Genomic DNA, 17,034 nt, shown 5'->3' with positions numbered 1-17,034 from the left:
AAAGGAACTCCGCTTAAAGGGCGATTTTGGCGATGGCGAACAGGCCGGTGGCCATCGCGCCATAAGAAAGGCAGGTCAGCAGGATGATGCTGATCTTTTGGGTGGTGCCGTGAACGTAATCTTCCAGCATCACCTGCGCACCATCCCGGAAATGCTTGAAGCCGACAACGATGGTCAGAGCCGCAACAATTGCCGGTAAGGGGTGACTGTAATAGGCGATCACCGCCTCATAAGGCTCGCCCAGCGTAGGGGCAAAAGTGATAACGAAAAGCGGGATCAGAATCAGCAGCGCCACGCTGGAGACCTTCATCGCCCAGAAATGATGCACGCCCGATTTGGCAGACCCCATGCCAACGGCGCGTTTGCGGTCAGTCAGATAGCTCATGTTCCCGGCCCCTTATACGAAAATGGCTGTCAGAATGGTCAAGACGACCGACCCGATGATCACACCCCAGCCCAGTTGTTCGGCCAGGTGAATCTCTAGCATCTTGGCATTGTCCCAGATCAGGTGCCGGACACCGGCCAGCGTGTGATACCACAGCGCCCAAAGCGACAGGAACATCACCAGATCGCCAAACCAACTGGTCAGCACCGCATTTGCGATCGCGAAATACGCCTCGGATGTCGAAGCCGCCAGAAACCACCAGACAATCAGCAGCGCCGCAACCAGCAGCGCGTTGCCGGTGATCCGCGTCAGGATCGACGTCATCGAGGTAAGTTGCGGGCGGTAAATTGTCAGATGTGGCGAAAGCGGGCGATTGCCCCGGTTCACGTCAGCCATGGATCGGTCCCTTCTCTGGTCACCAGGGGGTCAGGCCCTGTCTGGGCTGACCCGTCAGATAATCTTTTAACGTTCCTGTCAGGCTTGCACAGCCCCAATTGCGCGAAACCAAGAGCAAATCGTCGCAATTGGCCTTTATGTGATCACATCAAAAATACAGTGATCACAAACAGCCTGAAAAATCGCATTCAATCGCTGTGACCTGAATCGCGCAGGTGTGAATCAGGCTATGGCACATGTGTGAAGGATAAAAGGCGCAACCGCTGCCCGTGATCACAAACTTAAAGGGGTCAGTTACCCCCGAAGGCATCCAGCACCGCCCGCGCCGCCACAGTTGGCGTTACGGTACCTTCAGCCACGCGCGTTGCATAGTCACTCATTGCCAAGCGCGCTTCGGGCGTCTCAAGCCGCGCCAGCAGGCCTTGCCGCACTTCCTGCTCGAACCAGTAGCGTGCCTGTTCCGCCCGGCGACCGTCAAAATGCCCCGTCTCTCTGCGCCAGCTGATAAGAGTCGTCATCTCCTCCCAGGCCTTGCGCAAACCCTCTTCGTGCAGCGCCGACACCATCATCGCCTTGGGAAATCCTTCGGGATCCTGCGGGCGCTTGCGCAACAGGCGCAGCGCCCCGGCATAGTCCGAACAGGTCCGTGTGGCCACCGCCTTCAGGTCACCGTCTGCCTTGTTCACAAGAATGATATCGGCCATTTCCATGATGCCACGCTTCACACCCTGCAACTCATCGCCCCCCGCAGGCGCCAACAACAGGATGAAAAGGTCAGACATCTCGGCGACAACCGTTTCCGATTGCCCCACACCCACGGTCTCGATCAGCACAACATCAAAACCGGCTGCCTCGCAGAGCGCCACCGCCTCTCGCGTGCGCCGGGCCACACCGCCCAGATGCGTTTGCGACGGCGATGGTCGAATAAAGGCATTCGGATTGCGGCTGAGGTTCTCCATCCGGGTCTTGTCGCCCAGAATAGAGCCGCCAGACCGCGCGCTTGACGGATCAACCGCCAGCACCGCCACCCGCAACCCCTGTTCGGTCAGCATGGTGCCGAAACTTTCGATAAAGGTCGACTTGCCCACACCCGGCGTGCCGGACAGGCCAATCCGGATCGCCTGACGATCAGTGGTTTTCAGTGCTTCCATCAATTCGGCCGCCTGCGCCCGATGATCCGGTCGCGAGCTTTCGATCAGCGTAATCGCCCGGGCCAGTGCCCGCCGGTCGCGGTTGATGATTCTGTCCCTGAGGTCTGTAATATCCATCTGCGGCCTGTTCGCTTGTGGTAACACGTCGCTGCTTACATGCCTTGGCCCGCCCCGAATTGTCCAGACCAAGCCCTGCCGCGCCCTATGGAAATCGCGCCACGCATGGCCGATAAGGCAGGTATGACACCCGATTTACCCATCCATGACGCGATTGCCCCTCTCATTGCCGCCCTGCGCGATCATGGCCGCGCCGTGCTGCAAGCGCCGCCTGGCGCCGGTAAAACCACCGTCGTGCCTCTGGAAATCCTGCAGGCCGGGCTGACCAAAGACCGCATCCTGATGCTGGAGCCCCGCCGCCTGGCCGCCCGCGCCGCCGCTGAACGCATGGCACAAACCCTGGGCGAACAGCCCGGGCAAACCGTGGGCTACCGCGTGCGCGGTGAAGCGAAAACATGCAAAGACACCCGGATCGAGGTGGTCACCGAAGGCATCCTGACCCGCATGATCCAGTCCGACCCTGAACTGAAAGGCATCGGTGCCGTCATCTTTGACGAATTTCACGAACGCTCGCTCAACGCCGATCTGGGGCTGGCGCTCTGCCTCGAGATTGCAGGCGCCCTGCGCGAGGATCTGATCCTGTTGGTCATGTCCGCCACGCTGGATGCCGCGCCGGTGGCCGATCTGATGGGCAATGCCCCCGTAATTACCTCTGAGGGGCGCAGCTATCCGGTCGAAATCCGCTGGCTTGACCGGCCCCTTCCCAAAAACAGTCGGTTTGAAACCGCGCTGGCCGATCTTGTGGCGCAGGCCACCAGCGAAACCAATGGCGGCGTTCTGGTGTTTCTGCCCGGCGAAGGCGAAATCCGCCGCACGGAAAGCTTGCTCAAAAACAGCCTGCCTCGCAGTTGCCAGATCCGCCCGCTGTTCGGCGCAATGGACTTTGCCGCACAACGCGCCGCCATCGCCCCTTGTGAAACGGGACGCAAGGTCGTGCTGGCCACCTCGATTGCCGAAACTTCGCTGACCATTCAGGATATCCGCGTGGTGGTCGACGGTGGCAAGTCGCGCCGTGCCAGGTTTGACCCCGGCAGCGGCATGTCCCGACTGGTGACCGAGCCTGTGACCCGCGCCGAGGCGACGCAGCGTACGGGGCGCGCCGGTCGCGTCGCCACAGGCACCTGTTACCGGCTCTGGACCAGGGGCGAGGAAGGCGCGTTGCAGGCCTATCCCCCGGCCGAGATCGAAGCCGCCGATCTGGCAGGTCTGGCGCTGGAACTGGCCGTTTGGGGCGCTGCTCCTGACGATCTGCCGTTCCTGACGCCCCCCAACCCCGGCAGCTATGCCGAGGCGCAGGCACTGCTGCAAATGCTGGGTGCACTCGACACCGATACCCGCATCACGGAACACGGCAAGGCACTTGCGGCCCTGCCTTTGCACCCGCGTCTGGCGCATATGCTGGCGCTCGCCGGGCCCGAGGCCGCGCCGCTGGCCGCGCTTCTGGCCGATCGCGATCCGCTCTCGCGCGGTGCGCCGGTGGATCTCAGCCTGCGCCTTGCCGCTCTGCGCGATTTCCGTGCCTATTCCGATCGCTATCCATATCCTGCCAAGCGCGGCGCCATCGAGCGGATCAGGACCGAGTCTAAACGGCTGGCAAAACAGGCAAAACGCGCCAGCAAAAGCGCAATGAGCGATGCCGAAATGGCCGCCCTCGCCTATCCTGACCGCATCGGACTGCGCCGCAAGGGGGATGAACCCCGTTATGTTCTGTCAGGCGGCAAAGGTGCGTTGCTGCCCGAGGGCGATACGCTGTGTACCGCCCGCCTGATCGTCGCCACCGACCTTGACGGCAACCCGCGCGAGGCGCGTATCCGGCAGGCGCTCCAGATATCCGAAGCCGAAATTCGCGGGCTTTTCGCTGATCAGATTGGCTGGCGTGATGTGTGCGAATGGTCCAAACGCGAACGCCGCGTGGTGGCCCGGCGGCAGGAATGTTTTGGCGCCCTCATTCTGGACGACCGCCAGTGGAACGATGCCCCGCCCGAGGCCATGGCCCGCGCCATGCTTGACGGCGTGCGCGATCTGGGCCTGAACTGGTCCGACGCTGCAAAACGCTTTGCTGCGCGGGTGATGCTGATCCGCAATGCAGACGACCCCTTGCCCGACATGAGCGAAACCACCCTGATGGCAACGCTGGAGGACTGGCTTTTGCCTTTCCTCAAAGGCGTGACATCGGCGCAGGACTGGAAGCGGTTTGATATGCTGGCGGGCCTGCGCGCAATGCTGGACTGGGACCAGATGCAGCGCCTTGATCGAACCGCACCCGCATCATTCACCACACCTCTGGGCCGGAACATCCCCATCGACTATTCGGGCGAACATCCCGAAATCGCTCTGCGCCTGCAGGAAATGTTCGGTCAGACAACACATCCGATGATAGGCCGCACCCCGCTTCGGGTTACCCTTCTGTCCCCCGCCGGGCGCCCGGTACAGACCACGATGGATATCCCCGGCTTCTGGGCCACCTCTTATGCCGATGTCCGCAAGGACATGCGCGGTCGTTACCCCAAACACCCCTGGCCCGACGACCCGACGCAGGCCGATCCGACCCTGCGCACCAAACGGCGCCAGGGTCTATGATTTGTGTTATCTGAAAATCACCTTATAATGGCATGATAACAAAAAAAACTAACCCGAGCAGGATTAACAAGACACATGGCTGATGGTTTATTGAAAACTTGGACCAATCTGGTGCAACCCCTGTTGCGCCGTCCGCGCCAGTTGCAGGTTGCCGCAATCTGCTACCGCGAGAACAATGGCAAGACCGAGGTTTTGCTGATCACCAGCCGCGGTACCGGTCGCTGGATCGTGCCCAAGGGCTGGCCCATCGACGGCCTGAATGCGCCCGAGGCCGCCCTTCAGGAAGCCTGGGAAGAGGCCGGTGTAAAGGCCAGCGTCAACGCCGCCGTACCCGTCGGCAGTTTTGACTATGAAAAATGGGTCGAAGACGGCTACGAGACGCCGATCAAGGCGCAGGTTTTCAAGGTCAGAATCGATGATCTTGCAGATACCTATCCCGAAATGGACGAGCGTACACGCGAATGGTTCAGCCCCGCCGAGGCTGCCAACCTTGTACAGGAACCGGGACTGCAGGATATCCTGCGGCATTTATGACCACCCGCCACCGGATCAGACAAAAGTCCGTTGAACTGGCGCGCTTTCATCTTTAGGCGCTTTCAGGACGCGTAACATCCGGGGCGAACCATGGCCGACAGACCAGACAGCAAACACTGGAATACCCTCGACAAGGATCTGAACAAGATCTCTCAGGTCGAGTATGCCACCGCCTATGTCGCCCGCCCGCTGGTGGCACCGGGCATCGCGCTGGCCTTCATGGTTTTGGCCGGGCTGGCCGCAGCCCTGTTCTTTCAGGCCACGCCTATTAATCTGATCGTTGTCGTCGCGGCCGTGATCGGGGCCTATATGGCCATCAATATCGGCGCCAATGATGTGGCCAACAATATGGGCCCCGCTGTGGGTGCCAACGCCCTGACCATGGGTGGTGCCATCATCATTGCAGCCATTTTCGAAAGCGCAGGCGCGCTTTTGGCTGGCGGCGACGTGGTTTCAACGATTTCCAAAGGCATCATCGACCCGTCGGGCATGACCGAAATCCGCACCTTTGTATGGGCAATGATGGCCGCCCTGCTTAGCGCCGCGCTCTGGGTCAATCTGGCCACAAAGGTAGGCGCGCCGGTGTCGACAACTCATTCGGTAGTGGGGGGCGTGATGGGGGCTGGCATTGCTGCGGCAGGAATGTCTGCCGTCAACTGGCCCACGATGGGTGCCATCGCCGCCAGTTGGGTCATTTCACCGGTTCTGGGCGGGGCCATTGCCGCCGCCTTTCTGGCGCTGATAAAAAGCCGTATCATCTATCAGGAAGATAAAATTGCCGCCGCGCGCAAATGGGTGCCCATTCTGGTGGGGATCATGGCCGGGACCTTTGCCGCCTATCTGGCGCTCAAAGGCTTCAAGAAGATCATCAAGATCGAGATGGGCGCTGCCCTGCTGATCGGCCTTGGCCTGGGCATTGCCACCTATTTGATCACCCGCCCGCTGATCCACCGTCAATCCGAGGGGCTGGAGAACCGCAACAAATCGGTCAAGGTTCTGTTCGGCCTGCCGCTGGTGTTTTCCGCGGCATTGTTATCGTTCGCGCACGGGGCCAATGACGTGGCCAATGCCGTGGGCCCTTTGGCGGCCATCGTGCACGCGGCCGAGGCTGGCGATTTCGCAAGCAAAGTACATATTCCAATGTGGGTCATGGTAATCGGCGCCTTCGGCATCTCATTCGGCCTGTTTCTGTTCGGCCCGAAGCTCATCCGCATGGTCGGAAGCCAGATCACCAAACTCAACCCGATGCGTGCCTATTGCGTGGCGCTGTCTGCGGCAATCACGGTGATCGTGGCCAGCTGGCTGGGCCTGCCGGTAAGTTCAACCCATATCGCGGTAGGCGGGGTCTTTGGCGTCGGATTTTTCCGCGAATGGCACATGGAGCGTCGACGCCGCAACAACAACTCAGCGCACCCTGCCAAGGTAACCATCGCACCCGAAGAACGCCGCCGCCGCAAACTGGTGCGCCGCAGCCACTTCATGACCATTGTCGCGGCATGGGTCATCACTGTTCCCGCTGCAGCACTTATGTCGGCGGTCATCTTCTTTATCCTCAACAGCCTGACCACTTAAACGCGCCGTTGCCGCCGTTCCTTCAGCCGCTCATGTGCCTCCGCCGTGCCGTCATGGAACGAGCCGAACCATTTGTCCCATGGCACCTCCAGATTGCCGTAATTCACCTCGAAATAGCGGTGGTGCATCTGGTGATGAAACCGCCCCAGCGATAGCTGCCGCTTGTCCTTTACCAACAAATCCTCAAACCCGGTGTGCGACGTAGCCGCTGTCAGGGCCTGATGTTGCAGATGAAAAATAATATGCAGTGGATGCGCCGGGATGATCAGATGGATCAGAATGCTACTGAAAAACCCAAAACTTTCTACCGGATGCATCGACAATCCCGACCACGGCCCGACATTGACGTTGCGATGATGCAGCGCATGGGCAATCCGGTACAAAGGCCCCCAGTGCAGCGCCCGGTGAATCCAGTAAAAGTGAAACGAAATCCACAGCGGCGTCAGCAGGAACAGCGCCACGAACCACACCGGATGATCCCCGATCACCAGTGACGGGATCCAGCCATTGCCCATGCCCCACAGCATCAAAACCTCATAGGCGGTCCAGAACCCCACACCGCTGACCAGCGTCCAGAACATGTTATCGCGGACCTGCCCGCCGAAACTGAACTGCCTGCCCTTGTTCATCAGGTCGCGCCCATCGAATTTGAGCTTACTTCCCTGCCTCTTGCGCACGTAGAAAAACCAGTGCAGCCCCCCCGCCACAAGTGTCATCAGCACCAGATTGCGCAACCACAGCCCGGCAATCCAACCCGGCGCCAGCGTCGCAGCCGTTTCCAGCGAGGGGCTCAGCCACGTCCAGCAGATCAAGGCCAGCGCAACCAGAATGGTGTTTTCTGCGAAGGCAAACCAGTTCTTGGCAAACCAGCCCAGCATACGCAGCGGCTCCGGTGGCCAGCAGAAAAACGGCGAAACCCTGATCGGCGTGTCCGGCACGTAATGCCAGCCGGGTAATTGTGGTTCCGGGGCGTCGGTCATATCGGGGCTCCTGTTTCAGCGACAGGCTTACTCTGCCATAGCTTCAATTAATGGAAAATTAGAATAAGATGTGAATTGATATCTGAAAAACCGGGGTTTAGTCATGCACATCGATCTTCGCCTTTCCCTGCGGGCCCTGCGCGCCTTTGTGGCAACCGTCGAACATGGCTCAATTACCGCCGCCGCACGTGATCTGAACGTTGCCGCCTCGGCCATTGCCGCGATGCTGGATCAGGTCGAGGCCGAATTCGGCGCCGACCTGCTGATCCGCACCCGCGCCCGCGGTGTTGTACCAACCCCCGAAGGGCGGGACATGGCGGCCCGGTTCCGGACATTGCTTGAAGAATACAGCGGCATCATGGATCAGGGTCGTGCCCTGGCCCAAACCCTGACCGGCACCCTGCGTATCGGCTATTACGCGCCGGTGGCCCCTGCCTTTTTGCCAACGCTCCTCTGCCCGATGATCCGGGCAAATCCTGATCTGCGGCTAGAGCTTTTTGAGCATGACAACGATAGCGCGCAAGAGGCCATGCTGGCCGGCCAACTGGATACCATTCTTTTTGCCGGTCAGGATTTGCGTCCCGGCATCGAAACAAGCGTATTGCTGGACCTGCCGCCTTATGTGCTGGCGCCTCAGGGCCATGAAATTGCCCAGGGCGGTGCAGTCACCCTGGCGGATGTCGCCCGGTTTCCTTTGGTGCAACTGGATCGCCCGCTGGCACGGCCTTATATCAGCCGCCTGTTCCGGCAAAACGGGTTAGCCCCCCATATCGCGGCCCAAGCCGACAGCACCGAAATGGTGCGTAGCCTCGTGGGGGCCGGGGCCGGTCTGGCCATATTGTCGATGCGCCCGCTGACAGCCCTTTCCTACGGCGGCGACACCCTCTTAACCCTGCCGCTTGAACCCGGCCTTCCCGGCCTGCAACTGCTGTCCGGCCGAATCCCCGGCCGCTCCCGAAAACCGGTTTCCGCCTTTCTGGAAGCCATTGAAAACTGGAGGGGCAGCAGTGCCGCGCAAGCCTTGACCTGCCCACCCGATCAAAGCGGGATCAGCGCCCAGTAATCCAGATCCAGCATCACATGAGGCAGGTATTTGCCATCTTCGCCTTTCAGCGTGAACGCCTCGCCGCCCTTGGTGGCCACCAGCCGCAGACGTAGCGCGCCGACACCCGGCGCCGATGTTTCGGCGCGGTCCAGCACCTCGGACCATGCCTTGATCGTGTCACCACTGTAACACGGGTTGGCATGGGTCCCGCCGTTCAGGCCCGCAATGATCTGCGCATTGGCCAGCCCGTTGAACGACAGCGTGCGCGCCATTGAAATCACATGCCCGCCATAGATCAGCCGCCGACCATCCGGGCGCGAGCCGATATCGAAATGCACCTTGGCAGTGTTCTGCCACAGGCGCGTCGCCATCATATGCTCGGCCTCTTCGACGGTCACACCATCAACATGGTCGATCTTTTCACCCACCTCGTAATCGCCCCAGCGATGCGCCTCACCGGCCAGCGTGAAATCGTAGTTGGTGAAATTCAGCCCATCGGGAATGGTCAGATCCGACGCCGCCAGCGCCGGGGCCAGATCGGGGATCACAACCTCGGGGGCAGGCGCATCAAAATCGCGTTTGCGCACCATCACCCAGCGCACATAGTCCAGCACTACTTCGGCCCGCTGATTGCGGCCCTTGGTACGCACCCAGACAACACCGGATTTTCCGTTCGAGTTCTGCTTCAGGCCGATCACCTCGGACGTGGAATGGATCGTGTCACCGGGATACACCGGCTTTAGCCACCGTCCTTCGGCATAACCCAGATTGGCCAGCGCATTCAGCGAGATGTCGGGCACCGTCTTGCCGAAAACCACGTGAAAGGCCGCCAGATCATCCAGCGGGCTGGCGGGCAATCCGCAACTGCGGGCAAATTCATCCGAGGAATAGAGTGCATGGCGCGCGGGATAGAGCGCATGATAGAGCGCGCGTTCACCGCCCGATACCGTGCGCGGCACCGCATGGTGGATCGTCTCGCCCACCGTGTAATCCTCAAAAAACCGGCCCGGGTTGGTTTTGGCCATTATTACTGCTCTCCCAGCTTGATGTCGGGGGTATAGGTACCGTCCGCCTCTTTCACCACGGCCTGACCGCAGCGCATCACACCATTTGCGTGATCAAAGGCATAGGTGGGCGATCCGTGCAATTCCCAGCCCTTGTTCAGGGCATCTGTCACTTTGTGACAAAAGGCCGATGTGTCATCCGCTGTCAGAAAACGGTAAAGTTTCATGTCTTAATACCCCGGAAACGGCCAGACGCCCAGCCAGGCGTGAATGGCGGTCATAATACCGAACATCACCAGCGTGATGGCGATCAGCACCGGATCTTTCTTGGCGTGCCCCGGCGCGGGACGATCCCAAGGCTCGGACCTGTTGATCAATACCACCTCCAGCAGCGCCCAGATCAACAACCCGCCAAACAGGATAATCGAGGCCAGATCGCCGTTTACCAGCAAGTGCGCCCCTGCCCAGATACGCACCGCCGTCAGTTGCGGATGGCGCATGCGCCCGCGCAACCGGCCTGTCGTGGCGCTCATGCCAAAGATGAAAACGGCGATCAGCATCAACAGGTTGTTCAGATGCACCGTCCAGATCGGAGGATACCAGATATCAATCACTTCAGCGCCGCGATAGCCGATCACCATCAGTACCAGACCGGCCAGAATGCCGACAGCGACCAGGCCCTTGCCCTTGTCGCCCATCGCCGCGCGTTTTTGTGGCGCAATACGCTTGAAAAGATGCGCCCCCGTCCACAGGATCAGGCCGATAAATAATAGGGTCATGATTTACTCCGCTGCCATTTGGGCAATTGCCTCAGCTTTGGCCAGTATACGCTTGGCCGCAACCACATGTAGATTTTCCACGATCTGACCATCCACCACGGCAACGCCCTGACCCGAGGCCATGCTTTGCTCATAGGCCGCGATTTGCCGCCCCGCCAGTTCGACCTCGGATTGGGTGGGCGCAAAGGCGGTGTTCGTCACTTCGATCTGTGCCGGGTGGATCAGCGTCTTGCCATCAAAACCCAGATCGCGGCCCTGCTCGCATTCGGCCTTCAGTCCGTCACCATCACGGAACCGGTTATAAACCCCGTCGATCGCCACGATCCTTGCCGCACGCGCCGCCATGACGATCATCTGCAATGCCGTCATCAGTGGCAGGCGGTCAACCCGATAGCGGCAATTCAGATCCTTGGTCAGGTCATTAGTGCCGGTCACCAGCCCCGTCACCCGGCCATGCGCCGCGATATCGCGTGCGTTGAACACGCTGACGGGCGTTTCCATCATCGTCCAGATCGGCATTGTCGGACTTAACAGATCGGCCAGATTATCAACGTCCGAGCGGGTGTTGACCTTGGGCAGCAAAATCGCATCCGCTCCGGCATCGCGCAGTACGCGCACATCCTCAAGACCCCATTCGGTAGTCAGCGCATTGATCCGCACGATCTTGGCCCGTTTACCAAAACCGCCTTCGCGCAAGGCCGCCGCCAGGGTCGTACGGGCGCTTGCCTTGGCATCGGGGGCCACGGCATCTTCTAGGTCGAAAATGATTGCATCCGTCGGCAGGGTGCGCGCCTTGTCCAGCGCCCTTTCTTTCGAACCCGGAATATATAGCACCGAACGATAGGGGTGTGTGCTGGTGTCCATCTGGCACTCCTCGCCTGAATCTTTTCCGCAATAATCTTGCGCAGGAATGCCATTTTTCAATGGAAATGTTCAAGCGCTTTCTCGCCGCAGCGCAGAAAATACCCGACATCAAACCAAAACCTGCGGCATTTCCCCAGCTTGGCCGCATCTTTCAGCTTCAATTATTCAGCCCGCCGAAAGGATGGCCCACCACGGCTTTCACCATCTGCGACACAAGACTTATGACAGCGCATCCCAGATCAGCTTGGCCCCTGTGACGCACAACAAAAGATAGGTGATGCTGAAGAACATACGTTCCGGCACGATCTGGTGCGCCTTGACCCCCAGCCAGGCCCCGACAACGGCGAAAGGCGCCAGAGCCAGGTCAAACAGCAGTGTCTGCGCTGTGAAGATCCCCAAAAAGCCATAGGGAACCGCCTTGGCGATGTTGACCAGCCAGAAAACCAGCACTGTCGTGGCCTGAAACTGGGTTTTGGTCAGCTTGCGCGATAATAAATAGACCGCCGCCGGTGGCCCGCCTGCATGGCTTACAAAACTTGTAAACCCCGCAACCAACCCCGCCAGTGCCCCGCCCCAGACTGGAAGCGGCCGCAATGCGCCGATCAGCCCGGCCCGGGCGCCGACCTGCCAGGCGACGAAACCAATTGAAATGAAGCCGATCAAAAGCCGCAGCAGATCGGCATCGGCAACCCGGTAGAACGCAGCGCCCAGCAAAACCCCTGGCACCCCGCCAAGCACCAGCAATCTTGCGTCCGGCCAGCTCCATTGCCGCCAGTAGGGCCGCAAGGTGACCACATCGATCAGCATCAACAACGGCAGCATGATGCCCAGCGCCTGCCCCGGCGGCACTGCCAACGCCAGAATCGATGCCCCCGCAAAGGCCGCGCCCGAACCAAAACCGCCCTTCGAGACGCCCGCAAACAGGGTGGCAAAGACTCCGATAGCGAAAACACCCATCGTTACTCCGGCCATGGTGACATCCCTTAACCCTTCTCGTTTACAGAACTTTTACCGTATTCCATGGCACACAACAGCCATCTTGTGCATCTTTGCCGCATTGCAGCGCCCTTGCGCGCGGTTTCAAATCGGACTACGCCGAACCGCGAATTCTAACCGACCGGAGACATTTCCAATGGCCAGACCCAAGATTGCGCTGATCGGCGCAGGACAGATTGGCGGCACACTTGCCCATCTCGCCGCGCTGAAAGAACTGGGCGACGTCGTTCTTTTCGACATCGCCGAAGGCACCCCCGAGGGCAAAGCGCTCGACATCGCTGAATCCGGCCCGTCCGAGGGTTTCGATGCCGCCATGTCCGGCACCCAATCCTACGAAGACATCGCAGGCGCCGACGTGTGCATCGTTACCGCCGGGGTGCCCCGCAAACCGGGGATGAGCCGCGATGACCTGCTGGGCATCAACCTCAAGGTCATGAAATCCGTCGGCGAAGGCATCCGCGATCACGCGCCGAACGCCTTTGTCATCTGCATCACCAACCCGCTCGATGCGATGGTCTGGGCCCTGCGCGAATTCTCTGGCCTGCCCCATGAAAAGGTCTGCGGCATGGCCGGTGTGCTGGACAGCGCCCGCTTCCGCCACTTCCTCAGCGTCGAATTCGGCGTCTCGATGAAAGACGTCACTGCCTTTGTTCTGGGCGGCCACGGCGACACCATGGTGCCGCTGACACGCTATTCCACCGTTGCCGGCATCCCGCTGCCGGATCTGGTTGAGATGGGCTGGACCACACAGGAAAAACTGGATGCGATCGTGCAGCGCACCCGTGACGGCGGCGCCGAAATCGTCGGACTGCTGAAAACCGGCTCGGCGTTCTATGCGCCTGCCACCTCTGCGATTGAGATGGCCGAAGCCTATCTGAAAGACCAAAAACGCGTTCTGCCCTGCGCCGCCTATGTCGACGGCGCTTACGGTCTTGACGGGTTCTATGTCGGCGTGCCCACCGTGATCGGCGCAGGCGGCATCGAAAAAGTCGTCGACATCAAGATGAACAAAGACGAACAAGCCATGTTCGACAGTTCGGTCAAGGCCGTCAAAGGCCTGGTCAAGGCCTGCAAAGAAATCGACCCTTCACTGGCCTGATCTTCGCACCGGAAATAATGCAATCAGGGCTGGGGTTTCCCGGCCCTGATTCTTTTAAAATTGCTTTTAATTTTTCAAGTTTCCCATTTTGTGATCACACGATTTAAGACTGTGATCACAAATTTCACTAATTCACCCCAAAACCCACCTTTTGACAAAAAATCGTTTAATTACCCATCAACCTTGTGCCTATACCTGTCCAAATCGCAGCAAAACGGGACAGTTTCATGAATATCCATGAGTATCAGGCGAAGGCCCTTCTTCGCTCCTACGGCGCCCCGGTCTCGGATGGCCGTGTCGTTCTCAGGGCTGAAGAAGCCAAAACCGCCGCCGGCGAATTGGATGGCCCCCTCTGGGTGGTCAAGGCCCAGATCCACGCGGGCGGCCGCGGCAAAGGCACATTCAAGGAACCCGGCGCAGGCGAGGCTGGCGGCGTCCGTCTGGCCAAATCGGTCGAAGAGGCCGCAGAAGAAGCCAAGCGCATGCTGGGCCGCACACTGGTCACCAAACAGACCGGCCCGGCAGGCAAGCAGGTCAACCGCATCTACATCGAAGACGGCGCAGGCATCCAGAACGAGATGTATCTGGCCCTTCTGGTCGATCGCCAGTCCAGCCGCGTCAGCTTTGTCTGCTCGACCGAAGGCGGCATGGACATCGAAGAAGTGGCACATTCGACCCCCGACAAGATCCTCAGCTTCAGCGTCGATCCCGCCACCGGCTATCAGGCCTTCCATGGCCGCCGCATCGCTTTCAACCTCGGGCTTGAGGGCAAGCAGGTCAAACAATGTGTTGCGCTGATGGGCACGCTTTACAAAATGTTCCTGGACAAGGACATGGAGATGCTCGAGATCAACCCGCTTATCATAACCGACGCGGGCGATCTGAAATGCCTTGACGCCAAGATGGGTTTCGACAGCAACGCCGTCTACCGTCACCGCGACATCGCTGAATTGCGTGACACCACCGAAGAAGACCCAAAAGAGCTTGAGGCGTCCAAATACGATCTCAACTATATCGCTCTGGACGGCGAAATCGGCTGCATGGTCAACGGCGCAGGTCTGGCGATGGCCACTATGGACATCATCAAGCTTTACGGCGCCGAGCCGGCCAACTTCCTAGACGTCGGCGGCGGGGCGACCAAGGAAAAAGTCACCGAGGCGTTCAAGATCATCACCTCGGACCCGCAGGTCAAAGGCATCCTTGTGAACATCTTCGGCGGCATCATGCGCTGCGATGTCATTGCCGAAGGCGTTGTCGCCGCGGTCAAAGAGGTCGGCCTGCAAGTGCCATTGGTTGTGCGGCTTGAAGGCACCAACGTGGAAAAAGGCAAAGAGATCATCAACAATTCGGACGTGGACGTGATCGCCGCGGACGACCTCAAGGATGGCGCCCAGAAGATCGTGAAAGCGGTGAAGGGGTAAGAAAATGGCCGTCCGCAACGACGAAAATACCAAAGTCATCTGTCAGGGTCTCACTGGCCCGCAGATGTCTGGCCTCCCATACGAATGATTTAACTTCAGCAATGAAAGCAATCATCCATATAGGTGCCCCCAAAACCGGGTCCAGTTCTATTCAGCTGTTTCTGATCGAAAACGTTGAAGGTCTGGCGCGTCAGGGTGTTCGGTATGGCGTCATCGACTCTGTGCATCATAGTCAGCTTGAATACCCGATGGCTGCGCTTGCAAATTTGAACCGGCAAATTCCGATCAAGAGCGCAAGGGCGCGCTATGAGGTGCCGACGCTTGATGCGCAGAAAGAAATGGCCGCAAAAACGCTTTCAAACCTGGACAGGGACGTCAAACGCTGGACCGAGCCCGTTGCCGTTTTTTCATCCGAGCATATGGTCCCCTGGCTGCGCGACAAAGAAGCAATCAAAGCACTCGATGATATTTTTGCGCAGCATTTCGATCAAAGGCACTACATTCTCTACATCCGGAATCAGCTTGACCTTGTCCAGAGCTCCTATTCGGAATTTGTAAAGCGCGGTGGCACAGAGGAATTTGAGCCCTTTTTCAAAAGCAGACTGCAGGAATTCGATTACCATACGACTGTACAAAACTGGAGCGATGCGATTGGACGCGACCGCCTGAACGTGCGCCTGATGGACAAATCCTTTCTGGTCAATGGCGACGTGATCGATGATTTCTGCCAGTTCTGCGGGATTGATCCTAAACCGCTTCAGCGCCCAAGCCGTGCCAATAAATCGCTTTCCGCCGCTGCCACAGAATGCTTGCTTGCGATGAACAAGCGAATCCCCGAAGTGCTGCCCAAAGGTGGCTTCAACCCATTGCGCAAGGGATTGGTCCCCAGACTGATGCAAATGTCAGCCGGTGACCCGCCTCTTCAACTGGACCCGGAACTGAGAAAAGAGCTGAAATCCTACGTAAAAGACGGGAACGAAAGGATCAGGCGCAGTTTTTTCCCGGATCGCGATACGCTTTTTTCAGAAGCCCCGCAAAGGCCTCCACCACCTGACGCAACGACTAAAAGGCGCGCCCTTGATCTGATGACGCAGCTCTTTATCAAGTTGCGGCTGGGCGAGATGGTTGTGCTCGACAGGAATGAATTGAAAGTCGCCCACGTTCTGACCCCCGACAACGTCACACCTCATCCTAAAAAAATTCCAACGCAGACTTAAGGAGCCGATCAATGGCAGTCCTCATCGACGAAAACACCAAAGTCATCTGTCAGGGCCTCACCGGCTCGCAGGGGACGTTCCACACCGAACAGGCGATTGCCTATGGCACCAAGATGGTTGGCGGCGTGACGCCGGGCAAAGGCGGGCAGACGCATCTTGATCTGCCGGTCTTCAACTCGGTCCACGAGGCCCGCCATACCACCGGCGCCAATGCCAGCGTGATCTACGTCCCGCCCCCCTTCGCGGCGGACAGTATCCTTGAGGCAATTGATGCCGAGATGGAGGTGATCATTGCCATCACCGAAGGTATCCCCGTCCTGGACATGATGCGCGTCAAACGCGCGCTCGAAGGCTCGAAATCCCGCCTCGTCGGCCCCAACTGCCCCGGCGTGATCACCCCCGGCGCCTGCAAGATCGGCATCATGCCCGGCCATATCCACAAACGCGGCAGCTGTGGCGTTCTCAGCCGATCGGGCACGCTCACCTACGAGGCGGTCAAACAGACCACCGATCTGGGTCTGGGCCAATCCACCGCCGTGGGCATCGGCGGCGACCCGATCAAAGGAACCGAGCATATCGACGTGCTGGAATGGTTCCTGGCCGATGACGAAACGGAATCGATCATCATGATCGGTGAAATCGGTGGCTCGGCCGAAGAAGAAGCCGCGCAATTCCTGATCGATGAAAAGAAAAAGGGCCGCTGGAAGCCCACCGCAGGCTTTATCGCCGGCCGCACCGCCCCTCCGGGCCGCCGCATGGGCCACGCCGGTGCCATCGTCGCCGGGGGCAAAGGCGGTGCCGAGGATAAAATCGACGCCATGCGCGCCGCTGGCATCATCGTCGCCGACAGCCCTGCGGGCCTCGGTGAGGCAGTGATGGAAGCGATTGGATAAA

At 59.4% G+C, this 17,034-nt stretch carries 17 protein-coding genes; 8 read left to right on the top strand and 9 right to left on the bottom strand.

Annotation, left to right across the window (positions count from 1 at the left end):
- Nucleotides 1-13: 13 nt before the first annotated feature.
- From sdhD to meaB, 3 genes are all read right to left on the bottom strand, one after another.
- Complete coding sequence (gene sdhD / locus PEL8287_RS04625; protein ID WP_085891188.1) at nucleotides 14-385, bottom strand: succinate dehydrogenase, hydrophobic membrane anchor protein; 372 nt, start codon at nucleotides 383-385, stop codon at nucleotides 14-16.
- A 12-nt stretch (nucleotides 386-397) separates the two neighbouring features.
- Nucleotides 398-781 carry a succinate dehydrogenase, cytochrome b556 subunit gene (gene sdhC / locus PEL8287_RS04620; RefSeq protein WP_085891187.1) on the bottom strand — a complete coding sequence of 128 codons (384 nt, stop codon included), beginning with the start codon at nucleotides 779-781 and terminating at the stop codon, nucleotides 398-400.
- Between the two features lie 290 nt (nucleotides 782-1,071).
- A complete protein-coding gene (meaB, locus tag PEL8287_RS04615) occupies nucleotides 1,072-2,049 on the bottom strand; it encodes a methylmalonyl Co-A mutase-associated GTPase MeaB (protein ID WP_085891186.1) in 978 nt (325 codons plus the stop codon).
- Nucleotides 2,050-2,154: 105 nt separating this feature from the next.
- Between meaB and hrpB the strand changes: the two genes are divergently transcribed.
- From hrpB to PEL8287_RS04600, 3 genes are all read left to right on the top strand, one after another.
- Nucleotides 2,155-4,629 (top strand): ATP-dependent helicase HrpB, encoded by a 2,475-nt coding sequence (gene hrpB, locus PEL8287_RS04610; RefSeq protein WP_370737912.1) that lies wholly within the window; start codon nucleotides 2,155-2,157, stop codon nucleotides 4,627-4,629.
- A gap of 75 nt (nucleotides 4,630-4,704) precedes the next feature.
- Nucleotides 4,705-5,163: an NUDIX hydrolase gene (locus tag PEL8287_RS04605; RefSeq protein WP_085891185.1), complete on the top strand. Its 459-nt coding sequence runs from the start codon at nucleotides 4,705-4,707 to the stop codon at nucleotides 5,161-5,163.
- 90 nt (nucleotides 5,164-5,253) lie between these two features.
- On the top strand, nucleotides 5,254-6,735 hold the full coding sequence (locus PEL8287_RS04600; protein WP_085891184.1) for an inorganic phosphate transporter: 1,482 nt from the start codon (nucleotides 5,254-5,256) through the stop codon (nucleotides 6,733-6,735).
- Here the strand turns inward: PEL8287_RS04600 and PEL8287_RS04595 are convergent.
- Nucleotides 6,732-7,715 (bottom strand): sterol desaturase family protein, encoded by a 984-nt coding sequence (locus PEL8287_RS04595; protein ID WP_085891183.1) that lies wholly within the window; start codon nucleotides 7,713-7,715, stop codon nucleotides 6,732-6,734. The two genes, PEL8287_RS04600 and PEL8287_RS04595, sit on opposite strands and share 4 nt — an antisense overlap.
- A gap of 103 nt (nucleotides 7,716-7,818) precedes the next feature.
- Here PEL8287_RS04595 and PEL8287_RS04590 point away from each other — a divergent pair, with 103 nt between their 5' ends.
- Nucleotides 7,819-8,778, top strand: a complete 960-nt coding sequence (locus tag PEL8287_RS04590; RefSeq protein WP_085891182.1) for a LysR family transcriptional regulator — start codon at nucleotides 7,819-7,821, stop codon at nucleotides 8,776-8,778.
- On the opposite strand, the gene PEL8287_RS04585 is transcribed toward PEL8287_RS04590, so the two are convergent.
- The 5 genes from PEL8287_RS04585 to PEL8287_RS04565 form a co-directional block, all read right to left on the bottom strand.
- Entirely contained in the window at nucleotides 8,754-9,785 is a 1,032-nt protein-coding gene (locus tag PEL8287_RS04585) for a MaoC family dehydratase (RefSeq protein ID WP_085891181.1), read from the bottom strand. The two genes, PEL8287_RS04590 and PEL8287_RS04585, sit on opposite strands and share 25 nt — an antisense overlap.
- Before the next feature lie 2 nt (nucleotides 9,786-9,787).
- Complete coding sequence (locus PEL8287_RS04580) at nucleotides 9,788-9,991, bottom strand: DUF1737 domain-containing protein (RefSeq protein ID WP_085891180.1); 204 nt, start codon at nucleotides 9,989-9,991, stop codon at nucleotides 9,788-9,790.
- A gap of 3 nt (nucleotides 9,992-9,994) precedes the next feature.
- On the bottom strand, nucleotides 9,995-10,543 hold the full coding sequence (locus PEL8287_RS04575; RefSeq protein WP_176228559.1) for an NnrU family protein: 549 nt from the start codon (nucleotides 10,541-10,543) through the stop codon (nucleotides 9,995-9,997).
- 3 nt (nucleotides 10,544-10,546) lie between these two features.
- Complete coding sequence (locus PEL8287_RS04570) at nucleotides 10,547-11,407, bottom strand: HpcH/HpaI aldolase/citrate lyase family protein (RefSeq protein ID WP_085891178.1); 861 nt, start codon at nucleotides 11,405-11,407, stop codon at nucleotides 10,547-10,549.
- Nucleotides 11,408-11,626: 219 nt separating this feature from the next.
- Entirely contained in the window at nucleotides 11,627-12,379 is a 753-nt protein-coding gene (locus PEL8287_RS04565; RefSeq protein WP_085891177.1) for a sulfite exporter TauE/SafE family protein, read from the bottom strand.
- 160 nt (nucleotides 12,380-12,539) lie between these two features.
- On the opposite strand from PEL8287_RS04565, the gene mdh reads away from it, so the two are divergent.
- The 4 genes from mdh to sucD all read left to right on the top strand — a co-directional run bounded on the left by mdh (nucleotide 12,540) and on the right by sucD (nucleotide 17,033).
- Nucleotides 12,540-13,502: a malate dehydrogenase gene (gene mdh, locus PEL8287_RS04560; protein ID WP_085891176.1), complete on the top strand. Its 963-nt coding sequence runs from the start codon at nucleotides 12,540-12,542 to the stop codon at nucleotides 13,500-13,502.
- Nucleotides 13,503-13,729: 227 nt separating this feature from the next.
- The gene (gene sucC, locus PEL8287_RS04555) at nucleotides 13,730-14,923 is read left to right on the top strand and encodes an ADP-forming succinate--CoA ligase subunit beta (protein WP_085891175.1); all 1,194 of its coding nucleotides are present in this window, start codon (nucleotides 13,730-13,732) and stop codon (nucleotides 14,921-14,923) included.
- A gap of 101 nt (nucleotides 14,924-15,024) precedes the next feature.
- Nucleotides 15,025-16,140, top strand: a complete 1,116-nt coding sequence (locus PEL8287_RS04550; RefSeq protein ID WP_085891174.1) for a hypothetical protein — start codon at nucleotides 15,025-15,027, stop codon at nucleotides 16,138-16,140.
- Nucleotides 16,141-16,151: 11 nt separating this feature from the next.
- The gene (gene sucD / locus PEL8287_RS04545) at nucleotides 16,152-17,033 is read left to right on the top strand and encodes a succinate--CoA ligase subunit alpha (RefSeq protein ID WP_085891173.1); all 882 of its coding nucleotides are present in this window, start codon (nucleotides 16,152-16,154) and stop codon (nucleotides 17,031-17,033) included.
- The last annotated feature ends 1 nt before the right edge of the window (nucleotide 17,034 follow it).

It is taken from the genome of Roseovarius litorisediminis (genome assembly GCF_900172295.1).
In the GTDB taxonomy this organism is placed as follows: domain Bacteria; phylum Pseudomonadota; class Alphaproteobacteria; order Rhodobacterales; family Rhodobacteraceae; genus Roseovarius; species Roseovarius litorisediminis.
This window is presented reverse-complemented; position numbering and strand designations above follow the sequence as displayed.